Raw genomic sequence first — 24418 nt, 5'->3', positions numbered from 1 at the left:
ATAACTCAGCTATTTCACTTTCTCGTCGGCGTACTTGCTGATTTTCAGCTCCTCGGCCAAGAAACGGGCGGTGTGGCCTTTCTTCACTTTAGCTACCTGCTCGGGCGTGCCCTGGGCCACGATGGTACCACCACCCCCGCCGCCTTCGGGACCCAGGTCGATGATGTGGTCGGCTACTTTGATCAGGTCCAGGTTGTGCTCGATGATGAGCACCGTGTTGCCCTTGTCGACGAGCTTCTGGAGCACATCGGAGAGGTGGTTGATATCTTCGAAGTGCAGGCCGGTGGTGGGCTCGTCGAGGATGTAGAACGTCTTGCCGGTATCCTTTTTGCCCAGCTCGGTGGCCAGCTTCACCCGCTGGGCCTCACCACCCGACAACGTCGTAGCCTGCTGACCCAACGTGAGGTAGCCCAGTCCCACCTCATTCAATACCTGAATCTTGCGAATGATGCGGGGCTGGTTTTCGAAGTACTCCACGGCCTTTTCCACCGTCATGTCGAGCACGTCGGTGATGCTCTTGCCTTTGAAGCGCACTTCAAGCGTTTCGCGGTTGTAGCGGCGGCCTTTGCAGGTTTCGCAGGGCACGTGTACGTCGGGCAGGAAGTTCATTTCGATAGTGCGCATACCGGCGCCCTCGCAGGTTTCGCACCGTCCGCCCTTCACGTTGAAGGAGAAGCGGCCCGGCCCGTAGCCCCGGATTTTGGCTTCCGGCAGCGAGGCAAACAGGCTCCTGATTTCGGTGAAGACGCCCGTGTACGTGGCCGGGTTGGAGCGCGGCGTGCGCCCAATCGGCGACTGGTCTACTTCAATCACTTTATCAATCAGCTCCAGACCTTCGATGCTCTGGTAAGGCAGCGGGTCCTTTTTGGAGTTGAAGAAGAACTGGTTGAGAATCGGGTAGAGTGTGTCGTGAATCAGGCTGGACTTGCCCGAGCCCGACACGCCCGTTACGGCCACGAGCTTGCCCAGAGGAAACTTGGCCGTCACGTTTTTGAGGTTGTGGCCGGTAGCGCCTTTCAGCACCAGCTGGCCCCCGTCGCCCTTGCGTTTCTGGCGGCGCAGCTCAATGTGCTTTTCGCCACTCAGGTACTGCGAGGTGAGGCTGCCCGACTGGAAAATATCCCGCGGGGAGCCCTCGGCCACAATGTGGCCGCCGTGAATACCCGCGCCCGGACCAATGTCGAGCACGTAGTCGGCATTCATAATCATGTCCTTGTCGTGCTCCACCACAATCACCGAGTTGCCGATGTCGCGCAGGTGCTGCAGGGCTTTGATGAGCCGCTCGTTGTCGCGCTGGTGCAGCCCGATGCTGGGCTCATCCATGATGTAGAGCACCCCCACGAGCTGGGTACCAATCTGGGTGGCAAGGCGAATGCGCTGCGACTCGCCGCCACTGAGCGTGCGCACCGAGCGGTGCAGACTCAGGTATTCGAGGCCGACTTCCAGCAAAAAGCCGATGCGCTTGCGGATTTCCTTGAGCAGCTCGCGGGCAATCAGGTTTTGGCGGTCGGTAATGCGGCTTTCGAGGCCCTCAAACCACTGGGCCAGCTGGGCAATATCCATTACCGACAACTCCCCGATGTTTTTATCGGCAATCTTGAAGTGCAACGACTCCTTTTTGAGGCGGTAGCCGTGGCACTCGGGGCATTCCTTGGCCTGGGTGTATTCCTGAATCCAGCTGCGGATGCTTTCTGAATCGGAGTCCATCTGCCGACGCAGAAACGGAATGATACCTTCGAAAGGCTCGACGTAACCGGCCTTTTTGGGGTCGGCGCCTTCCTCTTCCTCGATGCCGTAGAGCAGCTTTTCGAGCAACTCGGCCGGCAGCTTATCGAGGGCCGTGGAGAGGCTGGCTTTGTGGCGCTTGAGGATGGTGCTGAGCTGCTGGAAAATCCAGATGTCGCGGTACTCGCCCAGGGGTGCAATGCCGCCGCGGCTGATGCTCAGCTTCTTGTCGGGCATCACACTTTCCTCGGTAATCTCCTGCACCTCGCCCAGGCCGTTGCAGGTGGGGCAGGCGCCGTAGGGCGAGTTGAACGAGAAGGTATTGGGGGCCGGGTCGTCGTAGGCAATACCGGTGGTGGGGTCCATCAGGAAGCGCGAGAAAAACTGCGTCTTGCCCGAGTCCGAATCCAAGACCAGCATGGTGCCCTTGCCGTGGGTCAGGGAGTTCTGCACCGAGCCCGACAGCCGAAACCGGTCTTCCTTGGTAGCCTTCAGCCGGTCGATAACGATTTCGATGTCGTGGATTTTGTAGCGGTCCACCTGCATCTTGGCCGTAATGTCGAGCAGCTCGCCATCGACGCGTACCTTGGTGAAGCCCAGCTTGGCAATCTGCTGGAACAGCTCCCGGTAGTGGCCTTTGCGGCCTTTCACCACGGGGGCCAGCACCACCAGCTTCTTGTCGGCGAAGTGCTTGAGGATGTAGTTGATGATCTGCTCGTCGCTCTGCCGGATCATCTTGGCGCCGGTGGCATAGCTGAAGGCCTCGGCGGTGCGGGCGTAGAGCAGGCGCAGGAAGTCGTAAATCTCGGTGATGGTACCCACCGTGGAGCGGGGGTTGCGCGAGGTGGTTTTCTGCTCGATGCTAATTACCGGCGACAGTCCTTCAATCTTGTCCACATCGGGCCGCTCCAGGCCGCCCATAAAGGAGCGGGCGTAGGCCGAGAAGGTTTCCATGTAGCGCCGCTGGCCTTCGGCATAAATTGTATCGAAAGCCAACGACGACTTGCCCGAGCCCGAAATGCCGGTGAACACCACCAGTTGCCCGCGCGGAATCTTGACCGATACGTTTTTCAGATTGTGCTCCCGGGCACCATACACCTCAATAAAGGGCGCTTCCACATCGGCGGCCCGCTCGGGTGGGGCGGGTGGGGCGGCCAGAACGGCGGTAGAAGTAGCAGCAGAACGGGAAGCAGTCGTTTTCTTAGCCATGCAAAGCGAATCGAATAAGTCCGCAAAGGTACGTAAAACGCGGCCCTTTGGCTACCCCGAATAGCTTATTTGCCAGTGGTTTTAGCGGCTGGCAGGCTGGGGGAATTCCCGGTAGGTGAATGTCCGGCGGAGGAGGTACAACAGCACACGCCTCGGGATTGTCCCACCGGAAATAAATTATTCCGTTCCCGGCCGCCGGGCTGAACAGTAAAGCCTTGGCTTCGTATTTGCGTTACCCGGTTTTTGCGTTCCTCGTTTTCACTCACTTCACTCCCACCGAACTTATGAAACTGCTCAAAATAGCCGCCGCCGGCCTGTTTGCCCTCACGCTGCACACTACTACGGCCCAGGCTCAGGTCAATATCAACGTAGTGCCGCCGTCCTGGGGCCCGGCCGTAGGCCAGAACACGCAGTACTACTACATTCCGGAAGTAGACGGCTATTACGACGTGCGCGACCGGCAATACGTACTATTGCGTGACGGCCGCTGGGGCCGGGTAGCCAACTCGGGCCGCGACCCACGCACGTTTCACCCGGTAGTCGTTGATTACGTGGGTGCTCAACCCTGGGTGCGCATCGAGGAATACCGTACCAAGTATAAGGGTCACCCGCACGGTATGCCTCCCGGCCAGGCCAAGAAAATGCGCGGCAACCAAGGCGTTATCATTGGTGCTCCAGCTTACGAGGGCAACAATGGCAAAGGCCACGGAAATGGGAATGGCAAAGGAAAGGGCAAACACTAAGTTCCTCTTTGCTGCTGCTTAGCTTAAAAGCCTCTTCTTGGCAGAAGAGGCTTTTTTGTGCCGGAATGTGCGGTATCTCGCGTAACATTACCGGGTAGTTCAGTGGTATTTAACGGTGCTTATGTCTCGTTGGTCGGTGCGGCGCCAGTCGCTGCTGCTTGTATTTCTGCTGGCCCTGGCCTTGCTCTGGAGTAATGCCTACTTGGTGCTGGTCAACCACCCGGCGGCCTATACTATCGACGAGCAAAGCTACCTGCGCATGGCTCAGGGCAATTTCGACGTACCCGTGACGCACCGCTACCGGGTAATTTTGCCTTTAGCCGCGGGTACTCTGGCCTACCTGCTCAATGGCGTTACATCCTTGATATCCGCTTCAGGTAAGCCACCCATCGGGAGTAGCTTTTTCCTGCTGAATGTGCTAGTAATGGCGCTGGCCGGCTTGTTTCTGTACCGCACGGCGCGGGCCTACGGCACGGCGGCTGGCCCGGCCCTGATAGGTATGGCCGCTATACTGTGCAGCGGCGTGGCCAGCTACATTTCTGGTTTGGTGCTCGTAGATAGCGCCGTGGTGCTGGCCGTGGTGTTGCTGTATTATGCGCTACGTACCCAATCTGGTTTGCTGCTGCTGGCCGTAGTGGTGCTGGGCCCGGCACTGAAAGAATCCTTTATCCTGTTTTTGCCCGTGGCGCTGCTGTACGGCCGCTTCGTGCCGCTCTGGCAGCGGCTGCTGACCATAGTGGGCGCGGCCGGGCTGGTGCTTGCTCTGCACGCGGCCATCGATGCACAGGTGCCACCCGCTGCTACCGGCAGCCTGGCCAATGCTTTAGAGCACGGCCGCAACGTGGTCAGCAACCTAGGCTGGCTGCTTTCCCCGCACGGGTTGGTTATCTGCAGCGGCGTATTTGGGCTCTTCAACGGGGTACTGCTGGCTGGCTTCTGGGGCGGGCGAGCGGCCATTGGGCGGTGGCTGCCGCTGCTGCCGGCGGGCCCCACGCTGTTGGGGCTGGCGGCCGTGCTGGCCCACATGCTGCTCTCGGGCGAAATGAGCCGGATGCTGCTGCTGGCCGCGCCCATCGTAGCCGTAGCCGTAGCCCTGATTCTGGACCGACACCCGCTGTTCGGGCCGCTACGGCAGCTACTAGGCACGCCAGCCAATCAGGCAGAAAAGCCCGCCTAAAATCGACCTGACCAGCGGACGGCTACGTATTCAGTACACTCCACCAAGTCCCACACCGATGCCCGCCACCAAACCCGATTACCAGCCCATCAGCTGCAGCTTCTACGACGAGCTGGAAGCCCGCGCCACTACCCGCCAGGTATGCACGCTCACCTACCGCACCGAGCCCGACACGCCGCCAAGCACCTACACCGGCATCATCACCGACTTGTTCATCACCGACAAAGTAGAGTACCTGCGCCTGGAAGACGGCTTCGAGCTGCGCCTAGATGCGCTGGTAGCCGTGGATGACAAGGAACTGCGGAATTACTGCTAGTGAGCAGCAAAAGCAAAAAAGGCGACCTGTACTAGTCGCCTTTTTTGCTTTCTGTAATGTTATAGATTCAGATTTTCCTTTCCTAAAACTCGGCGCTCTTGGGGAAGCGTGGGAAGGGAATTACGTCGCGAATATTGCTCATGCCGGTCACGAACAGGATGAGGCGCTCGAAGCCCAGCCCGAAGCCGGCGTGGGGCGCGGTGCCGTACTTGCGCAGCTCTAGGTACCACCACAGGTCGTGCTCGGGCACATTCATTTCGGCCATGCGCTTGGTGAGTTTCTCCAGGCTTTCCTCGCGCTCCGAGCCGCCGATGATTTCGCCGATACCGGGAAACAGCACGTCCATGGCCCGCACGGTTTTGTCGTCGTCGTTGAGCTTCATGTAGAAGGCCTTGATATCCTTGGGGTAGTTGGTCAGGATAACGGGCTTCTTGAAGTGCTTTTCTACGAGGTAGCGCTCATGCTCGCTCTGCAGGTCGGTGCCCCAGTCCACGGGGAATTCGAACTTCTGCTTGGCCGTTTTCAGGATTTCCACCGCCTCGGTGTAGTTCAGGCGCTGGAAGTCGTTGTCGACCACAAACTGCAACCGGTTCAGCAGCTCCTTGTCGTACTGCTCGTTGAGGAACTTGAGGTCGTCCTGGCATTTCTCCAGAGCGTAGCGCACCAGGTAGCGGAGGAAATCCTCAGCCAGATCCATGTTGTCGGCAAGGTCGTTGAAAGCCACTTCGGGCTCAATCATCCAGAACTCGGCTAGGTGGCGGGCCGTGTTGGAATTCTCGGCCCGGAATGTGGGGCCGAACGTGTAGACCTTGCCCAGCGCCATGGCCGTTACTTCGCCTTCGAGCTGCCCCGACACGGTCAGGTTGGTTTGCTTGCCGAAGAAGTCCTGCTTGTAGTCTACCCCCGACTTATCCTCTGTCAAAGGCGGATTCTGGTCGGGCAGCGTCGTGACACGGAACATCTGGCCGGCGCCTTCGGCATCGGAGCCCGTAACGATGGGCGTGTGCACGTAGAAAAAGCCCCGGTCGTTGAAGAACTGGTGCACGGCGAAGGCCATGGCGTGCCGGATGCGTAGCACCGCGCCAAACGTGTTGGTGCGGGGACGCAGGTGGGCAATTTCGCGCAGGAATTCGAGCGAGTGGCCTTTCTTCTGGAGCGGGTAGGTTTCGGTGTCGGCCTTGCCGTAGACGGTGATTTCCGAGGCCTGGATTTCCACGCTCTGGCCTTTGCCCTGCGAAGCCACCAGCTTACCACGCACCATCACAGCCGCGCCGTTTTCGACGCCGTCGGCCTTAAGCTTTTCTTCGGGAAACTTCTCGGCGTCGGCTACTACCTGAATGGAATTGAAGCCGGAACCGTCGTTGACGGCAATAAACTGCACGTACTTATTGCCGCGGCGGGTGCGCACCCAGCCTTTCACAACTACTTCACGCTCCAGCTCCTGGCTCTGGAGCAGCTCCTGCACACTCGACCTTCTGACAGACATCGGACTCAGCTTTCGGGATTTAAAACTATAAGTCGGCAAAGGTAGGACTTTTGCGGGGCGCAGAAATCAGTTTAGCGGTTTAGCTTCGTTTGTTTTGTGAATCGGGGGCCGCAGCGTTGCTTTGCCAAAATGATGTGGGCCGCCCGGCTCAACTTTTTTGATCAAAGACGAGTACAGAAAGGTCTATATTTGAAGAGAGCCCCGCAGGCTTTTCACCGTAGGGCTACACGCTTTCCAGAGTATGCAAAGACTTGACATGAAGCAGCTTCTCTCGCAGAAGTTGTCTCCCCAACAGATACAGTTCATTAAGCTGCTCCAGATTCCGACGGCCGAGCTGGAGGCGCGCATCAAGGAAGAGCTGGAAGTAAACCCGGCCCTGGAAGAAGGCGACGAAAACACCGATGACGAGCTGGAAGACCAGGAGCGCGACGACGATGCGGAAGATTCCGACGACTACGACGACCCCGATTCCGAATTCGACAGCGACGATAATACCCTGGACGAGGACTTCGACAGCGGCAGCGAAGAGCAGCCCGAAATAGAAATACCCACCAAAGACGAGCCTGCCGAAACCAAGGACAACGACGAACTCGACCTGGGCGACTACCTCAACGACGACGAAATAGCCGGCTACAAAATGCAGGGCGACGGCCCCGGCGAGCCCGAAGACGACCGGGAAATGCCCCTGGCCGACACCGGTGCTTCCCTCACCGACTCCCTGCTCGACCAGCTGGGCTTTGCCGACCTCGACGAAAAGCAGGAAGCCATTGGCCGCCAGCTTATCGGCTCCATCGACGGCGACGGCTACATCCGCCGCGACCTGTCGGCCATTGCCAACGACCTGGCCTTCTCGCAGAACATTGAGGCCGATGAGGCCGAAATCGAGGGGGTGCTGCACCTGGTGCAGAGCTTCGACCCGGCCGGTATTGCCGCCCGCGACCTGCAGGAATGCCTGCTGCTGCAGCTGGAGCGCCGCCACCAGGATGAGGTAACCGAGCACGCCGAGCGGATTCTGCACGACACGTTCGATGAGTTTACCAAGAAGCACTACCAGCGCATTCAGCAGAAGCTGGACCTGGAAGAAGACGAGCTCAAGGAGGCTATTGCCTTGATTCTGAAGCTCAACCCTAAGCCCGGCGGTACGGGTCCGGTGGGCATGGGCAAAGTGCAGTACATCATCCCCGACTTTATTCTGAGCAACGACAACGGCGTATTCAACCTCACGCTGAATTCGCGCAACGCGCCCGACCTGCGGGTAGCCCCGGCCTACACCGAGATGTTCCAGACCTACGACAAGGCCGCCAAGAAGGACAAGAAGATGAAGGAGGCTGTAACCTTCGTGAAGCAGAAGCTCGACTCGGCCAAGTGGTTTATCGATGCCATCAAGCAGCGCCAGCAAACCCTGCTACGCACCATGGACTCCATTGTACGCTACCAGCACGACTTCTTCCTGGAAGGCGACGAAAGCAAGCTGCGCCCCATGATTCTGAAGGACATAGCCACCGAAATCGGCATGGATATCAGTACCGTGAGCCGGGTAGCAAACTCTAAATCGGTGCAGACGGAGTTCGGTATTTACCCGCTGAAGTACTTTTTCTCCGAAGGCATTGCCACCGATTCGGGCGAGGATGCCAGTTCCCGCGAGGTGAAGCACATTCTGAAGGAAATCATTGAGGGCGAAAGCAAAGGCCGCCCGCTCAGCGACGACAAGCTGGAGAAAATGCTCAATGCCCGCGGCTACAACATTGCCCGCCGCACCGTGGCCAAGTACCGCGAGCAGCTGAACATTCCGGTGGCCCGCCTACGCAAAGAGCTGTAATTCAGTACAATTATCAATCAAATGAAAAACGCCGCCGGAAGCAAGTCCGGCGGCGTTTTTTGTAGTGAAGCAAACCAGCTTAGCGGTGCATTACGCGGCGGGTTGCCTTCTGGCCTTCGGCGCGCACTGTCAGCACGTAGCTGCCGGCTGCCACCGTAGCCGGCACCGCTACCGGCACCTGCCGGCTGGTGCTTTGAGTTTTGTGCGAATACACCGTGCGGCCCTGCATATCGGTCAGGGTGACGAGGATGTCGCCGCGCACAGGCTCCCGCAGTTGCAGGGTTAGCTCATTGCCAAACGGGTTGGGGTAGGCGCCGGTAAGCAGCGGAGCGGAGGTGGGTGTCACCTGCACCGTGACAACCGGCGAGTAAGAAACCGTTCCATCAATGTCTACCTGGCGTAGGCGGTAGTAGTATAGGCCGCTGCCGGTGGTGGCATCGGTGTAGGCGTAGTTGTGCGCAATGGTAGACGTGCCGGCCGCCGCTACTTTAGCCAGTGGTTGGAAGGCCTGGTCTTTAGCAGCCCGCTCCACGTCGAAGCGCAGCGCGTTTTTCTCGGAGGCCGTCTGCCAGCGCAGGGCCACGCCCGCCTCGGCTACTTTGCCCGTAAAGCTGGTAAGCTCCACCGGCAGCGGCTGGTCTTTCAGCACATCCGACACGAACAGCCCCCGGCCGTGCGTAGCAGCTACCACCTGCTGGTCGGAGGCGCGAATACGTAGCATATCCACACGCACGTTGGCCAGGCCGGTGCTCGAGGGTTTCCAGGCGGGGCTAGTGGCCGAGAGGTCGTCGGTGCTCCAGATGCCCAGTTCGGTGGCTAGCAGGGCGCGCTTGTTGTTAGTAGGGTCGAATACGGCCCAGCGCACCGGCATATCGGGCAGGTCGCCTTGGCGCTTGGTCCAGGTGGCGGCGGCTACCGTGGCGCTGCCCGTGTTGGTGCCTTCCGTGGTTTCCAGCACTTTGGCTTCCGTGGCGCTGAAGTTCGACATCGTGAGCAGCAGGTGCGCATCGTTGCCGGTTTCAACAGCTACACTCGAAACCGACAGACCGGCCGGAGCCGTGTAAAGCAGCGTTACGATGGGGGTAGCCGAAGCTGCATTGTCGACGCGGTAGAGGTGGCCCTGGGTGGAAGTACCGCCGGCAAAGTCGGGCTCGGTACCCACAAACAGGCGGTCCTGGTTGTTCGGCGACACCGTAACGTGCGTGACCATACCGGCGCCGGTAGCCAGCAACACGTTGGTAGCTGCCGTAGCTGCCGCCGTGGTGGCGTTGGTTAGCCGGAAAAACCGGTCGACCGACCAGCCGCCGTAAAGCGTGTTGCTGCGGCTGTCATAGTCGCTAGGGTTAATGAACTGCCCGTTGGCGGCGCTGATGTTGAGGTTAGTATACGACCCTGCCGCCCCACCGGTAGAAGAGCGCCGGTACTGGGCATACACGTAGGCCGTAAACTGGAACTGCGGCTCGTTCTGGTCGATAAAGCAGAATGCACCGTCGCCGCCGGTAGCCTCGGTCGTAACCTGGCCACCGGCTGTGGTATAGCGCTGCGTACCGTTGTCCTGGGCCCCGGCCAGGAAGTAGTTGACGTCGCTGGGGTGCACTGCCACGGCGTAAAACTGCGTGATGTTCAAGCCATTGTTCCGCTGTCCATACGTTGGGGCTGTAGCATTGGCATTAGACGAGTATGCTACGCCCCCGTCGCTGACGAAAAAGGCCTTGGTGGCCGTACCCGTCGTGGCCGGTACCCAGGCAATGGCGTGGTGGTCGGCATGCACGTAATTGGTATTGGTTTTGGCCGTCGACCAGATCGAGGTCTGCGTCCAGGTAGCCCCGGAATTGGGGTTGCTGGTTTGGGCAGCATCGGCGTTGTTGGTTATCCACAGGTCCAGGCCGCCCACATACAGCGTGTTAGGACTCGTGGGCGACACGCCAATAGCCAGTGCGTACCAGCCCTGGCCGCTGGTGAAGTCGGCCGAGCTACCGCCGGGCTTCCGAATCGTGCCCCAGGTAGCGCCGCCGTCTTTCGACATATAGATGTTCATCAACACGTCGGCCGTGGTAGTAACAATAGCATACACGCGGTTGGCGTCGCTGGGCGCGCAAGCCAGCTCGATGCGGCTGTAGCCCGTAGTCGGCAGGCCCGAGCCCGCCAGCGTGTTGAGGTTGGTCCAGGTGTCGCCGTTGTCGGTAGAGCGGTAAATACCACCAGTTTGGAAAATACCCGCGCCCACGAAAATCGTCCCGTTGGCACTGATTTTCACGTCGGCCATCCGAATGCCAGCTGGCTGGAGCACGGCGGCCCAGGTTGCGCCTTTATCCTTGCTGCGAAACAGGCCCGTGCGGGTAGCGGCAAACACGTAGCCGGTGCCCTGTTGCACGGCCAGCCGTTGCACGCGGTAGAAATCGGAGCTGGTGGGCGGGGCAGTGCTGGCCAGCTGGCTCCAGGTAGCGCCGTGGTCCGTCGATTTCCAGATACCCAGGCCCCGCACGGCGTCGGCATTGTAGAAACCCTCACCGGTACCCATGTACATAATGTCTGGGTTGGTGGGGTCATAGGCTAGCGAGGTAATGGCCAGGTTGGCCATAAAGCCGTCTACGCTTACCCAGGTGGGCGTGGCGGTGGTAGCGTTGGTGCTTTTCCAGAGGCCACCGGCCACCGAGCCTACCCACACCGTGTTGCCGGAAGCATCGGCGGGGTCGATGAGGATGGCCCGGATGCGGCCAGCCACATTGCTGGGGCCTTTTTCAGTCCAGGTAGCCGAGGCCAGCGTGCCGGTTGAGGCCCGCTGCGAAGCCTGCCGTGCCAACAACTCATCGGCCCGGTGACGGGCTACCAGCAGCCGTTCGCGGGGCACCGTGCCGGTAGCAGGGTCGCGGGTGCGGTTTATTTCCTGCAACAGGGCCAGATCGGGCCGGTCGCGGCGGTCTTCGTCCTCTTCTTCGCGCTCAACAGCTGCTGAGAAGTCGGATAGCCGCTGGGGCAGATAGTAACTGACGGCAGCTATCAGCAGTAAGGCACTGAGCGCCGCCCACTGCCAGCGACGCAAGAAAGAGGTAAAAGTTTTCAAAAGGAGTGCAAATAAGTGTGAGCAGAAACGGCCAACAACAAATCTACGGCAACAACTTTATTGATAAAATTCAACTTATTTATATATTCTATTAAATATCCGGTATTAAATCGAGTTGATTATTTCACATTTTCTAATATCCTTCTAGCCATATACCAAAGCAAATACTACCAATCATTATAAAAAAGAGCGGCATCCTTTTGTGGATGCCGCTCTATGCAAAGTGCTATACGGTAGTTATCAGGGCTTGATTATCACCTGACGCGTTGCTTTTTGTTCGCCGCTCTGCACCGTTAGTAGATAAGCCCCAGCACTGAGGCGGGCGGGCGTATGCAGCTGTATCAGGCGGCTATTCGGAGTGGCTTTAGCCCGATGCACCACGCGCCCCTGCATGTCGGTCAAGATTACGGTAGCATCGTAAGCGGCCACCTGCCCCAGCATCACGGTTAGGTCTTGCACAAAAGGATTCGGATATACGCTGCTGAGCAGAGGGGCCGCACTGGGTTTCACCGTCACGGTTACCACGGGTGAGTAAGCCGCTGAACCGTCGACGTCAATCTGGTGCAGGCGGTAGGCGTAGGTACCGGCGGCGGCGTTTTCGTCGAGGTAAGCATAGCTACGGGCGGTAGTGCTGTTGCCCGCGGCAGCCTTGCTGCCCAGCACCTGGAAAGGAGCCCCCTTGGCGGCCCGCTCTATTTCGAAGCGGCTGGCATTTAGCTCCGAAGCCGTTTTCCAGCGCAAGGCCACACCCTGGTCGGTAGCCTGGCCCGTGAAACTGGCCAACTGTACCGGCAGCGGATTGACGATAAAGACGTTGGAGGTAAACAGGCCCCGACCGTGCGTGGCAGCTACTACTGTTTTGTCGGTTTTGCGCAGCCGCAGCATATCCACGCGTACATTGGCAAAGTTGGTGTTGGCCGGCTGCCAGACCACCGACGTGGCTGTCAGGTCGTCGGTAGTCCACACTCCCAGCTCGGTGGCAATCATAGCGCGCTTGCCGCCCGTGGGGTCGAAAAGCACCCAACGCACTGGCATATCGGGCAGGTTGCCTTCGGCTGAAGCCCAGTTGGTTCCACCGTTGGTAGTTTGCAGTACGCTGGTAGTTCCGTAGTTGGAGAAAGTGGTCAGCATATGCTGGTCGGGCTCGGGGCTGGCAATGCTCCGCTCTATGGCAATGCCGGAAACAGAAACACTGGTGCCGCTGGTATACAGCGTGGTAAAGGTAGGCGTAGTGGCCGCGCTGTCGATCCGGATGACGCGGCCTATACTGGTGCCCACATACACGCGGTTGGTAACGTTGGGGGATATGGCAATGTGGGTGACGGTGCCCGAGCCGCTGGGCAGCACGATGGTAGCCAGCGTGCGGGGCGTGCCAGTAGCATTGCTGACCCGGCGCAGCTGCGAAGGGCTGGCCGCAGTGCCGTAGTTGTAATAGAGCCGGTTTTTGCGGCTGTCGTACTCCAGCGGGTTAATGAATGAGCCGGCGTTGTCGTTTTCTTCGATGATGTCCGGAAAGAAGTCATCACCCTTGGTTCTGGAGCGATACACGTTGCTGTACACGTAAGTAGCAAACTGAATATCGGGCGTTTCTTCGTCGATGGCGCAGAAGGCACCGTCGCCGCCGTTTACGTCGCGGGTCTGGGTGCCGGTAGAGCTGCGAAACTGCTGGGTGCCATTGTCCTGCGCCCCGGCTAGGAAGTAACTGTAATCGGTGGGGTGCACCGCTACCGCGTAAAACTGCGTGACGTTGAAGTTGGTATTGATGTGGGTGATGGTCGGAATTGTAGCCGTAGCGTTCAGGCTGCGGGCTACCCCCCCGTCATTGCCAAAGTAGACTATCGAGCCCGAGCCCGGGGCAAAGGCCACGGCGTGCTGGTCGGCGTGCACGTTCTGAAAGCCGAAGCCTCCGTACCAGTGCGTTGTTTGCTGCCATACTACACTGCTGGCAGTGGCAGCCCCGCCGTTGGAGGTTTTGAAGATGTCGATACCGCCGATAAATACGGTGTTGGGGTCAGTAGGCGAAACGCCGATGGACAAGTCGTACCAGCCCTGCCCCCGGGTGAAATCGGAGGCGGCAATGCCGGTATCCGCATCGTCGGGCTCAGGCAACGACTGCCAGGTGTTGCCCCCGTCAGAAGTGCGGTAAATGCCGTAGAGCGTGTAGTCGGTGCCGCAGTACAGCGCGTATAGCCGGGTAGGGTCGCTGGGTGCTATGGCTAGTTCAACCCGGTAATACACGTTGGTGGTAGGCAGGCCCGAGCCGGCCATGCTGCGCAGGTTAATGAAGGAATTCAAGTCACCGGAAGCCGAGCGAAAAATGCCACCGCCCGTGGTGAAGTTGCCAGAGGTAGCATATACGGTACCGTTCGTAGGATTCACGTCGACGTCCGAAATGCTGCTGTTCGTAAGCACCTGAGTCCAGGTAGCACCCTGGTCTTTGCTACGCCGCAGGCCGCCGGTGTTGGTGGCCGCATACACCCAGCCATTCTTATCCACCGCCAGCCGGTTGATGTAGTAATACTGGTTGACGTTGTTGGTGCTGCTGAGCTGGTTCCAAGTTGCGCCGTGGTCCGTCGATTTCCAGATGCCCAGACCCCGGATATTGTCGGCATTACCAAAGCCTTCCCCGGTGCCGAAATACATGATATCGGGGTTGGTGGGGTCATAGGCAATCGTCGTGACGGCTAGGTTGGTAAACGTGTCGTTTACTTTCGTCCAAGTGGGTGTGGTAGCCGCCGCGTTATTGGATTTCCAGAGGCCGCCGCCTACCGAGCCGGCCCACACCTTGTTGCCGGTAGCGTCGCTGGGGTCGACCATGATAGCCCGTACCCGGCCGCCAATGTTGCTGGGGCCTTTCTCCGTCCAGTTGGCAGTGCTCAGGCTGCTGCCAATAGCCCGCTGGCTGGCGCGGGCTTCCAGCATCTGCTCAATCTGTTGCTGGGCTATCAGCAGCCGCTCGCGCGGTATTGTGCCGGTAGCTGGGTCGCGGGTCAGAGCCGCTTCCTGAGCCTGGGCCAGGTCAGGGCGGTCAGGGCGCTTTTCCTCGTCATCCTCTTCTTCTTCCGACTCGGGGCGTAGCCCGTGCGGTACCGGTCGTTTCGAGGACGATTGTTGCTGCCACTCGTAGCTGCCTGTAGCAACTCCTAAAGTCAATAAACCAGCGCATACCCACTGTATGCCGCTTAGGGAGCGTAAAATTGTTTTCAAGCGTTGGGATTAAACCGATTGAATATTGTACTTGGCAAATATATAATCCAATTTCTGATATCCCTAACGCATCAGCAAGCATTTTCTTTAGCAACAGCCGATTATACCGCTCTTTTTTGGGCACCTCGAATCAACTCCTCAATGGAGCAGCAAATAAAAAGGGAGCTCCTTGCGGGGCTCCCTTTTCAATAGGTTATTTCTCGGCAAATACTACCGTTGCACTACCACCTGGCGGGTGGCGGTTTGCTTGGCGTCGCGCACTGTGAGAGTGTAAACACCGGCACTCAGGCCGCTTGGCGTATTGAGCTTCAACAAACGGTCGGCACTCTTCACCTGAGTTTTAAACACTGTCCGGCCCTGCATATCGGTCAGGGTTACGGTAGCACCGCTGGTAGCGGGCTGGCTCAGTTCCACGTTCAGGTTCTGCACGAAAGGGTTTGGATATACGCTGCTGATAAACTTGTTGTTGACTGCAGCAGCACCTTTGTTAGCCAATGGCACAAACACATCCGTCGTGTAGAGGCCACGGCCGTGGGTAGCCGCCACCACTTGCTTGTTCGATTTGCGCATCCGCAGCATATCTACCCGTACGTTGGCCATGCCCAGGCTGGCTGGCTCCCAGGCTACATCGGTAGCGCCCAGGTTGTCGGAGCTCCACACACCGAGCTCGGTAGCGAGCAGGGCACGGCGGTTGTTGTCGGGGTCCAGAACGACCCAGCGCACCGGCATATCGGGCAGGTTACCCTCGATAGAACGCCACGTAGCACCGGCATCCAGGGTTTCCCACACGCTGGTTACGCCATAGTTAGAATACGTTACCAGCAGATGGTTGTCGTTGCCGTCTTCGGGGGCCACACACGAAACGGAGCCTTGACCTGCCCGGATTTCCGTGATGGTAGGCGTAGCCGGCGCAACCGCTAGCGTGTTGTCGATGCGGAATACCCGGCCGCTGTTGGTACCCACAAACACCCGGTTATCCTGGTTTTTCGATGCGGTTACGTGCGTTACGGTACCGGCCGTAGTCGGCAGCGTCAGCGTTGTCGTAACGTTAGCCGTAGTGGCATTGGGCCACATAAAGAGGCTACCAGCGGCAGCAGCGGCATACATGGTATTGCCCTTGCTGTCGTAATCGGTGGGGTTGATAAACGAGCCAGCGTTGTTGCTGACAACCCGCGGGAATGTGCCACCGTTGTTGCTCGAACGGTAGTAGTTGCTGTACACGTAGGAGGTGAACTGGAACTGGGGCTGGTCTTCATCAACGAAGCAGAAAGCACCGTCGCCGCCCGAGGCTTCGGACGTGCTATTCATACCGGCCGTCGTAAACTTCTGGGTACCGTTGTCCTGGGCACCGGCCAAGAAGTAGTTGGGGTCGGTGGGGTGCAGGGCTACCGCGTAGAATTGGGTGATGTTCAGGCCGTTGTTGCAGTTGGTAAAGTTCGGGCTGGTTGTCGCGAAAGCATTGCTGGTCAGGAAAACGCCACCGTCGCAGCCGAAATAAGCCTTGCTGCCATCATTGGACGCAAAAGCAACCGTGTGCTGGTCGGCATGTACATAGCGGGAGTTCAGTTTGCTGATGCTCCAGAAAGAGGTCTGGTTCCAGACTACTGGGGTAGCACTAGCATCGAAGGTGCGGAAAAGGTCGACGCCACCAATATAGAGCTGGTTGGCATTGCTGGGCGAAACGGCAATCGACAAATCGTACCAGGCCTGGCCACGGGTAAAGTCATCCGAGTTTTCCCAACGGGGCTTGGTCATTGCTGTCCAGGTAGTGCCTCCGTCGCTGGAGCGGTAGATGTCCAGCAGGGCATCACTAGTGCTCTGGAACATGGCATACACGCGGGTCGGGTCGCTGGGGGCGCAAGCCAGTTCAATCCGCTCGTAGCCGTTAGTGGGCAGGCCCGAGTTGGCAAGCGTGTTCAGGTTGGTCCAGCTACCGGCATTGCCCGTAGTGGAGCGGTAGATACCGTCGCCGCTCTGAATGCCCATACTCACATACAGGGTGTTATCGGCTCCGATTTCAATATCACCGGCCCGGTCCGTAACAGCACCGGCACTAGCACCCAGAACCTTTTCCCAGGAATTACCGCCGTTGGTGCTACGCATCAGTCCACCACGCGTAGCGGCATATACGTCCCCGGTCACGGGGTGCACGGCCAGCTTCAGGATGTACTGGTAAGTAGTGCTGCGAGCGGTGCTGGCCAGCTGCGTCCAGGTTACACCGTGGTCTACCGATTTCCAGATACCCAGACCGCGCACGGCATCGGCGTTGTAATACCCCTCACCTGTACCGAAGTACATGATGTTGGGGTTGCTGGGGTTAAAGGCAACGGCCGTCACGGCCAGGTTAGAGAAGAAGTTATCAATGCTAACCCAAGTTGGTGCGGCAGTAGTGCCATTCGTGGTTTTCCAGAGGCCACCACCAGCGGCTCCGATCCACACGGTATTACCGGTAGCATCGGTGGGGTCCACGACCATGGCCCGAACCCGGCCACCAATGTTGCTGGGGCCGCGCTCTACCCACGTCGTCTGGGTAAGGCTGCCTACGGGCAAGCGACGGTTGGGCCGCTCAGCCAGCAGTTGTTGCGCATATTCTTGGGCTACCAGCAGCCGCTCGCGCGGTACCGTGCCAAGCGCCGGGTCCAGCGTCCGCTCAATGTCTTGCTCAAGGGCGAGGTCGGGTCGGTCTTCATTTTCTTCCTCCTCTCCCTCTTCTTCGCCTTCCAGGCGTTGTTCGAGGGTTTGAAGAGAAGCCGGGCGGCCGTTGTTCTGCCAGAAAAACAGGCTACCGCCGAAAGCGGCAATGACGCCTAGCAGTAGAAGTGCCCACCACTGACGGGTGCGTGTAGGAGTTGATTTCACCAGTTAGAGAGTAAAATAGAACAAAAGGGAGGTGTGTTACTGAGTGATTTTCCGAGACTTAACAAAGTCTTAGCGAGGAATAAATATAATGCTTTTGGTAGTTTTGACGTTCTATGACTCCTCACATTAATTTTACATTAATACTTGAATAAGCTGATAGCCAATACTTTATCGGGTATATTTCATCCTTTATTGGTGCCTTCGTATCTATTTTATATGATATGTTATCAGTTACCGGGTACAATATGGCTGCCCGCACTGCCTGACCGCTGGATAGTGCTGGCAATTGTTTTTGCGTTTACGTTCCTGCTTCCTTCGTTGGGAACCGGGGCTTTGTACTGGTTTGGTCACGTCAATTCCTTGCTGCTGCGCGAGCGGGCCCAACGGCCCTTACCCCTGCTGTTGGCGGCTTTCAGCTTTGGGGTGGCAGCTGTGGTGCTCTACCAGCCCACTATTTTTGACGCGCTGCTCAGCCAGATCATGACTGGCATGACGCTGGCCGTATTTATCACCTTTCTGCTCTCCCTACGCTGGAAAATAAGCGCGCATGGGGTAGGCGTGGGTGGGGCGCTGGGCCTGTTGCTGCTGTTTCACCTCACGGGCCCTACTGCTGCTACCATATGGGGCCTGGTAAGCATGGTGCTGCTGGCTGGCAGCGTACTCAGTGCCCGCCTGGCGCTGGACGCGCACACGCCCGGTGAGGCCTGGGCCGGCCTTTGCCTGGGCGTCGGGCTGGTTTTTGGCTTCAGCATCGGGCTATGGCTGAACTCCTGACGCAATTTACGCCGGCCCTAGTAAGCAAGCCACAGCCTAGCCGCGCTGCGCCATTTCCTGCTGCACCAGCGCCTGCACCTCGGGCTGGTCGTAGTCGGCTTCGGTTTGGATATGGGACATTAATCGGCGCATGATGCGCTCCTGCAACTGCCCGCTGGCCCAGGCCTCGGCGTAGGGCGTGTGCGAGAAAGTGACCTGCGAGTAGAGCGGCATCCATTTGCCGGGAAACTGCGCCGCAATCCGGCTTTCAATCTTTTTCTGGAGCAGAAAGCGCGGGTCGCCGACCCGGTCGCGCATCTCCTCGAAGTTGTACACGGCCAGATCGGCAATGGCGTCGGCGTTGGGCTTGCGCTGCTGCTGAAATTCGGTGAAAATGGCGTGCCAGTCGTCGCCGAGCCGCTCCATGAGCTGGTCGAGCACTGTGCAGTCTTCAAAGCCTGCATTCATGCCCTGTCCGTAGAAAGGCACGATGGCATGGGAAGCGTCGCCGAGCAGCAGCACATCGTCGTCGAAGGCCCAGGGAAAGCAGCGGATGGTGACCAGAGAGCCCGTCGGGTTGCGGAAATACTCGTCGGTCAGCTCGGGCATCAGCGGCACAATATCCGGAAATACCTCTTCGAAAAATGCCTGTACCTGCGCCGGAGTCTGGAGGGCGGCAAAGGAATGCTTGCCTTCGTAGGGAAAAAACAGCGTGCAGTTGAACGAGCCGTCCAGGTTGGGCAGTGCAATCATCATGTACTGACCGCGGGGCCAGATGTGCAGGGCATTCTTCTCTAGCAGCCACTCGCCGTTGGGGCCAGGCTCAATGTTCAGCTCCTTATAGCCATATTCGAGGTAGCTCTGCGAATAATTGTACCGCTCCGTTTTCTGCAGGGCGCTACGCACGGCCGAAAATGCGCCGTCGGTACCGAACAGCCGCCGGAAAGGCTGCTGCCGCTCCTGCCCCGTAGTAGTGTCGCGCAGTTCCAGCTGCCGGGCCCGCATATCGAGGCCGGCCAGCTGCTGGTTGAAATGAAGCGTAACCCGTGGGTCCGCCTCAGCCAAGGTGAGCAGCGTGCGGTTCAGCCCAGCCCGCGACACGGAGTAAATGGCCTGATTATCCTGACCGTAGGGCTGGTGACTAAGGTTGCCCTGCGCGTCGTGCATCACGCGCCGGTACATCGGAATGGCGACCTGGCGAATTTCGTCGCCGATACCCACTGCTTCCAGGGCGCGCCAGCCCCGGTCAGATAGGGCCAGATTGATGGAGCGGCCTTCAACGGCCCCGCCCTGCCGCATATCAGCCCGGCGCTCAAACACCTCCACCGAGTGGCCCCGGCGAGCCAGAAACAACGATAAGAGGGAGCCAACCAGGCCGGCCCCCATAACGGTAAGCGGAGCGGAAGAATCGGAAGCAGGCAGCGAGGAGGACTGTGTGGGCATATGGGGCGGAGAACAGGAACGGAATGCAGAAGAGCTATGGCGAAAGTTAAGTCTTTCCGCGTGTTGATTGGGCAGGAAATTATCCGCCTTCAACGGGTATTGGGGTAAGGTTGGACGGAAACTTAAAAAAGGCGTTGGCACGCTGCCATATCTTGCGCTGTCAATCAAGGCTTTACCACCGTAAATATCGGTGCATGGGTCTATTTGGGTAGGTGGAAGCTGGAAGGATGACAAACCAAACGCGTTGCTTCGTCCTCCACCGTAGCGCCAGTGTATGCAATGGGCCCAGTAGTGCATTGCGGGTCAGTGGGCTACGCTGAGGAGGGCTTGTTCAGAAGTTGAATAATTTTTACTTCCAGCCAAGCATTCCATAGTTATTCAAGAGCTAAAAAATTTGAATAATACAATTTACAGCGACAACCAATATTATGATAGTCAGCAGCTTGTAATTTGGATGTTCGGCATAACTACTTTATTTTTGCCAGAATTACTGCTGCATAATTCCGAACTCTCCACCTTATTGCACTCTTTTTTATGAGAAAACCCTACAGTTTTCTGCTTCTTCTGTTTTGCCTCTTTCTTACGCGTACCGTTGCCTGGGCTCAGGACGACGTTACGGTCAGCGGAGTAGTACAAACGGAAACCGGCGAGGCCCTGCCCGGCGCTACGGTATTTGTCAAAGGCACCTTTATTGGTAGCAGCACCGACCGGGAAGGCAAATTCCAGCTGCGGGCCGACTTCAGCACGCCGCCGGTAGTGCTGTCGGTGTCGTTTGTGGGCTACGAGAGCCGCGAAATAACCCTGCAGCAGCCCGACGCGGCCGTGAAAGTGCAGCTGAAAGTAAACTCAGTACTGACCAGCGAAGTAATTGCCTCGGCCTCCCGGGTAGAAGAAGGCATTCTGCAGGCTCCGGTGACGGTAGAAAAGCTGAACGCCCAGCAAGTGGAGCGTATCACGACGGCCGATTTGCAGGGTGGCCTGAGCCAGTACAAGGGCATCGACGTGAACAGCAGCAGTCTGCTGATGAACTCAATTAGTACCCGCGGCTTCAACTCGGCCAAGTCGGAGCGCCTGATTCAGCTGACCGACTACTTCGATACCCAAAGCCCCAGCCTGAACCTGAACGGGGGCAACCTGACGGGCCTGCCCGAGCTGGACGTGGAAAGCGTGGAAATCATTCACGGCCCGGCTTCGGCGCTCTACGGAGCCAATGCCTTCAACGGCGTACTCCTGCTGAACTCGAAAGACCCCTTCGTGAGTGAAGGGTTGAACGTGCGGGTGCGCGGCGGCGAGCGGAGTTACTTCGACGGGCAGCTGCGTTACGCACAGAAGTTGGGAGAAAAATTCGCTTTTAAAGTAGTGGGCTCCTACACGACGGCCAACGACTGGCTGGCCAACAACTATTCGGCCACCAGCCCCCTAATTGAGCGAGCCAATAATGCGGCCGGCTCACCGCTGGGCTACAACGCCGTGAACCGCTACGGCGACGTAGGCAATACCTTCAGCAGCACCCAGGCTTTCCCCGGCGGCGTATCGCCGGAGTTGGTAGGCAAAACGGTGTTTATGCCGGGCTTCACCGAGTCGACCCTGATTGCCGATGACAAGCAGACCAAGGCCGTGAAGGTGCACCCCAGCATTTCGTACCTGTTGACCGACAACGTAAAAATGACCGTGGGCTACGCTTACTCGCGCGGCACGGCCAGCTATCAGAGCGCCAGCCGCTACCGCCTGCGCGACTTTGGCATCAACCAACTGCACGGCGAAATCAAGGGCAGCAAGTGGTTTTTGCGCGGCCAGTCGGTGCAGGATTTCGGGGGTAACTCCTACGATCTGACCTTCCTGGGCTCGTTTATCCAGACCTCGCCGGTGGCCGAAGGCAGCTCGGTGCGCTACGTAGACCAGTATTTCGGTACCTACAACGCCGCTTACAAAGGTGCCCGCGCCCAGGGCCAGACGGTGGAACAGGCACATGCGTTTGCCCAGACTCAGGCCAACAACACCCAGCTGGACCCCAATAGTGCGCGCTTCGGCGACCTGCGCAGCCGCATCATCAACGACCCGCGGCCGGGTTTGGGCGCCAAGCTTAGCCCCAGTTCCTACCTCAACGAAGGCAACGCCCAATACAACTTCACCATTTCAGAAACCACCAGCCTGATTGTGGGCGCTGCTTATCGGAAATTCCGCCTGGGCTCGAACGGCAACTTCTTCTCCGACGACAACGAGCGTATCCAAAACCACGAGCTGGGTGGCTACGCCCAATTGACCCAGACTCTGCTGGGCGACCGACTAAAGCTGGCTCTGGCTGGCCGCGTAGATGACTTTAAGAACTTCAGCCCGGCCTTCTCGCCTCGCGCTTCGGCCGTATACTCGGCGGGCGAAAATAAGCAGCACAACTTCCGCGCTTCGTTTGGTCGTGCTTTCCGCTCGCCCACCCAGCTCGATCAGTACGTCCGCATCGATATCGGTCAGGTACTGCTGCTGGGCAACGTAGGCGGCGGCTTCCAGGGCTACACGCTGGCGGCAGCCAATGCCCAGGTTATCGGGGCAGCTCAGTCGAACCCCGCAGTGCTGACGCAGTACGAGTATACCGCTGCGCCCCTGAAGCTGGAGCGCCTGGGTACCTACGAGGTAGGCTACAAAGGCACGTTTAACGACAAAATCGTGGTGGATGTGAACTACTTCCGCAGCTACTACAACGACTTCATCGGGGCTCAGCGCTTCGTGGGCAACCGGGACGGCAGCCGTCCTACGGCCCAGCAACTTGGTGCCAATGCAGCTACGCTGCAGACGGCTGGCGCAGGTAATACCCGCATTCTGCAGGTGTGGACCAATGCCCGCCAGGAAGTGCAAACCCAGGGTGCCGCGTTGGGCATGAGCTACAACGTAATTCGGCCCCTGACCATCACGGCCAACTACTCGCTGAATCTGATTAACGAAGACAAGCTACCGGAGGGCTTTCAGTCGTTCTTCAACACGCCCAAGCACAAGTACAACATCGGGGCCAACGGCTTGGTAGCAAAACACTTCAACTACTCGGTAAATTACCGTTGGGCGCAGGGCCACCTCTACGAAATGCCCTTCGCCGTGGGTACCCTTGATGACTACAGCGCCGTGGATGCCTACGTAGGCTACGTTATTCCGAAGTTTTTCACCACCATCCAGGTGGGTGGCTCGAACCTGCTGGACGCCAACAACACCCAGGTGTACGGGGGCCCAAACATCGGCCGCCTCATCTTCGCCGGCCTGCTGATTGACATTAAGTAGACAGCACTACCGCTTTAAAAAAGGCTCCCCAGCAATTGGGGAGCCTTTTTTTATGAAATAATGATCCGGCGAAAGGTCAGGTTGAGACGGGGTCCGACCAGCTGCACCGTTTTGGGCACAGCGTGCAGCCAGTGCCGCTGGGTAGGGCCGCGCATCACGAGCAGGCTGCCCGAGGTCAGCTCCAGCGTAACGGGCTCGTGCGGGGTCAGCTCGGTGTGGCGGGGCTTGAGACGAAATCGGCGCGTAGCCCCCAGACTCACGGAGGCAATAACGGGCTCGTCACCCAGTTCGGGCTCATCGTCGGCGTGCCAGCCCATACTATCCTGGCCGGTGCGGTAGAGGTTGAGCAATACGCTGTTGAAACGGGTTCCCGTAGCGGCTTCGACCTGGTTACGAAGCATTTGCAAAGCCGGCGTCCAGGGCTGGGGCTGCCAGCTCAGCCCCGAATAGGAGTAGTGCGCGGCCGGGTCGCCGTGCCAGGCGGTGAGGCGGGGCTGGGGCACGGCTTTGCCGAATAGCTTAATCGACTCCTGTCGCCACGCAATGGTATCAGTCAGCTCCCGGAGCAGGGCTTCGGCAGTGTCAACCGGCAGGAAATTGGGTTCCAGCAGCACTTCGGCCCGGGGCAGCGCCAACGCAGTAAGGGCCACGGCTACCGCTGCTCTTTCATAATCTGCTCCATTTCCTTCTGCACGGCCTTGGGTTGCTGCTTAATCAAGTAGGGCAGCGCTTGGCGCAAGCCCCAGATCAGGGCAAAGCTTACCAGGATGGGAATAATAACGCCCCGGCTGCGGTAGTGTTCAGTGTGCACATAGCGCGGCCAGAACCAGCGCAGGTACACGATGACGGCGGGCACGTTGAACAGCAGGCTGCCCAGAAACGGGTTGAGCCCCTGAATCAGCATGTAGGTAATAACGTTGGCGGCTACTAGCAGATACACGAGCATAAACAGGCCCAGGCCCACTAAAGCCCGCTTCCGGCCCAGCCGGAGCAGATTCAGGCCCAGCAGCACGCCGCCGCCAATCATGGAGGTGGGCAGAATCGAGAACAGCGCAATAGTACCCTGAGAATACAGTTCCGGCGCCGTAGCGGGCAATTCCTCGGCGGTGGCGTCGCGCTCGGCCAGCTGCCGGGCTTCCGCTTCGCGGGCTGCCTCGGCCTGGGCCTGCACCACGGCTTCCAGCTCGGGGCGCACTAGGGCATCGTCGGGGTGGGGCTGACCACGCCGGGCCAGTTCGTCGAAGGCGGCCAGTACGGCATCGTCGCGGTACTGGGCGCGGCCCGTTACGTACTGGCGCAGCTCGGCGTCGGTTTTGCGGGCCATTTTATCCGCGTATTCTTCAGCCATGACTT

At 58.7% G+C, this 24418-nt stretch carries 14 protein-coding genes; 6 read left to right on the top strand and 8 right to left on the bottom strand.

The annotated features are described in order from the left end of the window. Positions 1 to 9: 9 nt before the first annotated feature. Positions 10 to 2934, bottom strand: a complete 2925-nt coding sequence (gene uvrA, locus LGH74_RS14560) for an excinuclease ABC subunit UvrA (RefSeq protein WP_226176783.1) — start codon at positions 2932 to 2934, stop codon at positions 10 to 12. Between the two features lie 284 nt (positions 2935 to 3218). Between uvrA and LGH74_RS14555 the strand changes: the two genes are divergently transcribed. From LGH74_RS14555 to LGH74_RS14545, 3 genes are all read left to right on the top strand, one after another. Then, positions 3219 to 3677: a hypothetical protein gene (locus tag LGH74_RS14555; RefSeq protein ID WP_226176782.1), complete on the top strand. Its 459-nt coding sequence runs from the start codon at positions 3219 to 3221 to the stop codon at positions 3675 to 3677. A gap of 121 nt (positions 3678 to 3798) precedes the next feature. Further along, positions 3799 to 4854, top strand: a complete 1056-nt coding sequence (locus tag LGH74_RS14550) for a hypothetical protein (RefSeq protein WP_226176781.1) — start codon at positions 3799 to 3801, stop codon at positions 4852 to 4854. Between the two features lie 58 nt (positions 4855 to 4912). Continuing rightward, positions 4913 to 5170: a hypothetical protein gene (locus LGH74_RS14545; protein WP_226176780.1), complete on the top strand. Its 258-nt coding sequence runs from the start codon at positions 4913 to 4915 to the stop codon at positions 5168 to 5170. A gap of 82 nt (positions 5171 to 5252) precedes the next feature. Here the strand turns inward: LGH74_RS14545 and asnS are convergent, their stop codons facing one another. Beyond that, entirely contained in the window at positions 5253 to 6656 is a 1404-nt protein-coding gene (gene asnS / locus LGH74_RS14540; protein ID WP_226176779.1) for an asparagine--tRNA ligase, read from the bottom strand. A 241-nt stretch (positions 6657 to 6897) separates the two neighbouring features. On the opposite strand from asnS, the gene rpoN reads away from it, so the two are divergent. Further along, entirely contained in the window at positions 6898 to 8475 is a 1578-nt protein-coding gene (gene rpoN / locus LGH74_RS14535) for an RNA polymerase factor sigma-54 (RefSeq protein ID WP_226176777.1), read from the top strand. A gap of 79 nt (positions 8476 to 8554) precedes the next feature. Here the strand turns inward: rpoN and LGH74_RS14530 are convergent, their stop codons facing one another. From LGH74_RS14530 to LGH74_RS25120, 3 genes are all read right to left on the bottom strand, one after another. Further along, positions 8555 to 11539 carry a T9SS type A sorting domain-containing protein gene (locus tag LGH74_RS14530; RefSeq protein ID WP_226176775.1) on the bottom strand — a complete coding sequence of 995 codons (2985 nt, stop codon included), beginning with the start codon at positions 11537 to 11539 and terminating at the stop codon, positions 8555 to 8557. Positions 11540 to 11779: 240 nt separating this feature from the next. Then, positions 11780 to 14692 (bottom strand): T9SS type A sorting domain-containing protein, encoded by a 2913-nt coding sequence (locus LGH74_RS14525; RefSeq protein WP_226176774.1) that lies wholly within the window; start codon positions 14690 to 14692, stop codon positions 11780 to 11782. Positions 14693 to 14956: 264 nt separating this feature from the next. Beyond that, positions 14957 to 17605, bottom strand: coding sequence for a T9SS type A sorting domain-containing protein (locus tag LGH74_RS25120; protein ID WP_226176773.1), 2649 nt, complete (start codon positions 17603 to 17605; stop codon positions 14957 to 14959). A 276-nt stretch (positions 17606 to 17881) separates the two neighbouring features. Here LGH74_RS25120 and LGH74_RS14515 point away from each other — a divergent pair, with 276 nt between their 5' ends. Continuing rightward, the gene (locus LGH74_RS14515) at positions 17882 to 18379 is read left to right on the top strand and encodes a hypothetical protein (protein ID WP_226176772.1); all 498 of its coding nucleotides are present in this window, start codon (positions 17882 to 17884) and stop codon (positions 18377 to 18379) included. A gap of 36 nt (positions 18380 to 18415) precedes the next feature. On the opposite strand, the gene LGH74_RS14510 is transcribed toward LGH74_RS14515, so the two are convergent. Beyond that, positions 18416 to 19801, bottom strand: coding sequence for an FAD-dependent oxidoreductase (locus LGH74_RS14510; RefSeq protein WP_226176771.1), 1386 nt, complete (start codon positions 19799 to 19801; stop codon positions 18416 to 18418). Between the two features lie 534 nt (positions 19802 to 20335). On the opposite strand from LGH74_RS14510, the gene LGH74_RS14505 reads away from it, so the two are divergent. Next, positions 20336 to 23065: a TonB-dependent receptor gene (locus tag LGH74_RS14505; RefSeq protein ID WP_226176770.1), complete on the top strand. Its 2730-nt coding sequence runs from the start codon at positions 20336 to 20338 to the stop codon at positions 23063 to 23065. 50 nt (positions 23066 to 23115) lie between these two features. Here the strand turns inward: LGH74_RS14505 and LGH74_RS14500 are convergent, their stop codons facing one another. Further along, entirely contained in the window at positions 23116 to 23715 is a 600-nt protein-coding gene (locus LGH74_RS14500) for an alpha-ketoglutarate-dependent dioxygenase AlkB family protein (protein ID WP_226176769.1), read from the bottom strand. Positions 23716 to 23717: 2 nt separating this feature from the next. Beyond that, complete coding sequence (locus LGH74_RS14495; protein WP_226176767.1) at positions 23718 to 24413, bottom strand: hypothetical protein; 696 nt, start codon at positions 24411 to 24413, stop codon at positions 23718 to 23720. Between the last annotated feature and the right edge of the window lie 5 nt (positions 24414 to 24418).

Origin of the sequence: Hymenobacter lucidus (genome assembly GCF_020447265.1) — a bacterium.
Lineage (GTDB): Bacteria > Bacteroidota > Bacteroidia > Cytophagales > Hymenobacteraceae > Hymenobacter > Hymenobacter lucidus.
This window is presented reverse-complemented; position numbering and strand designations above follow the sequence as displayed.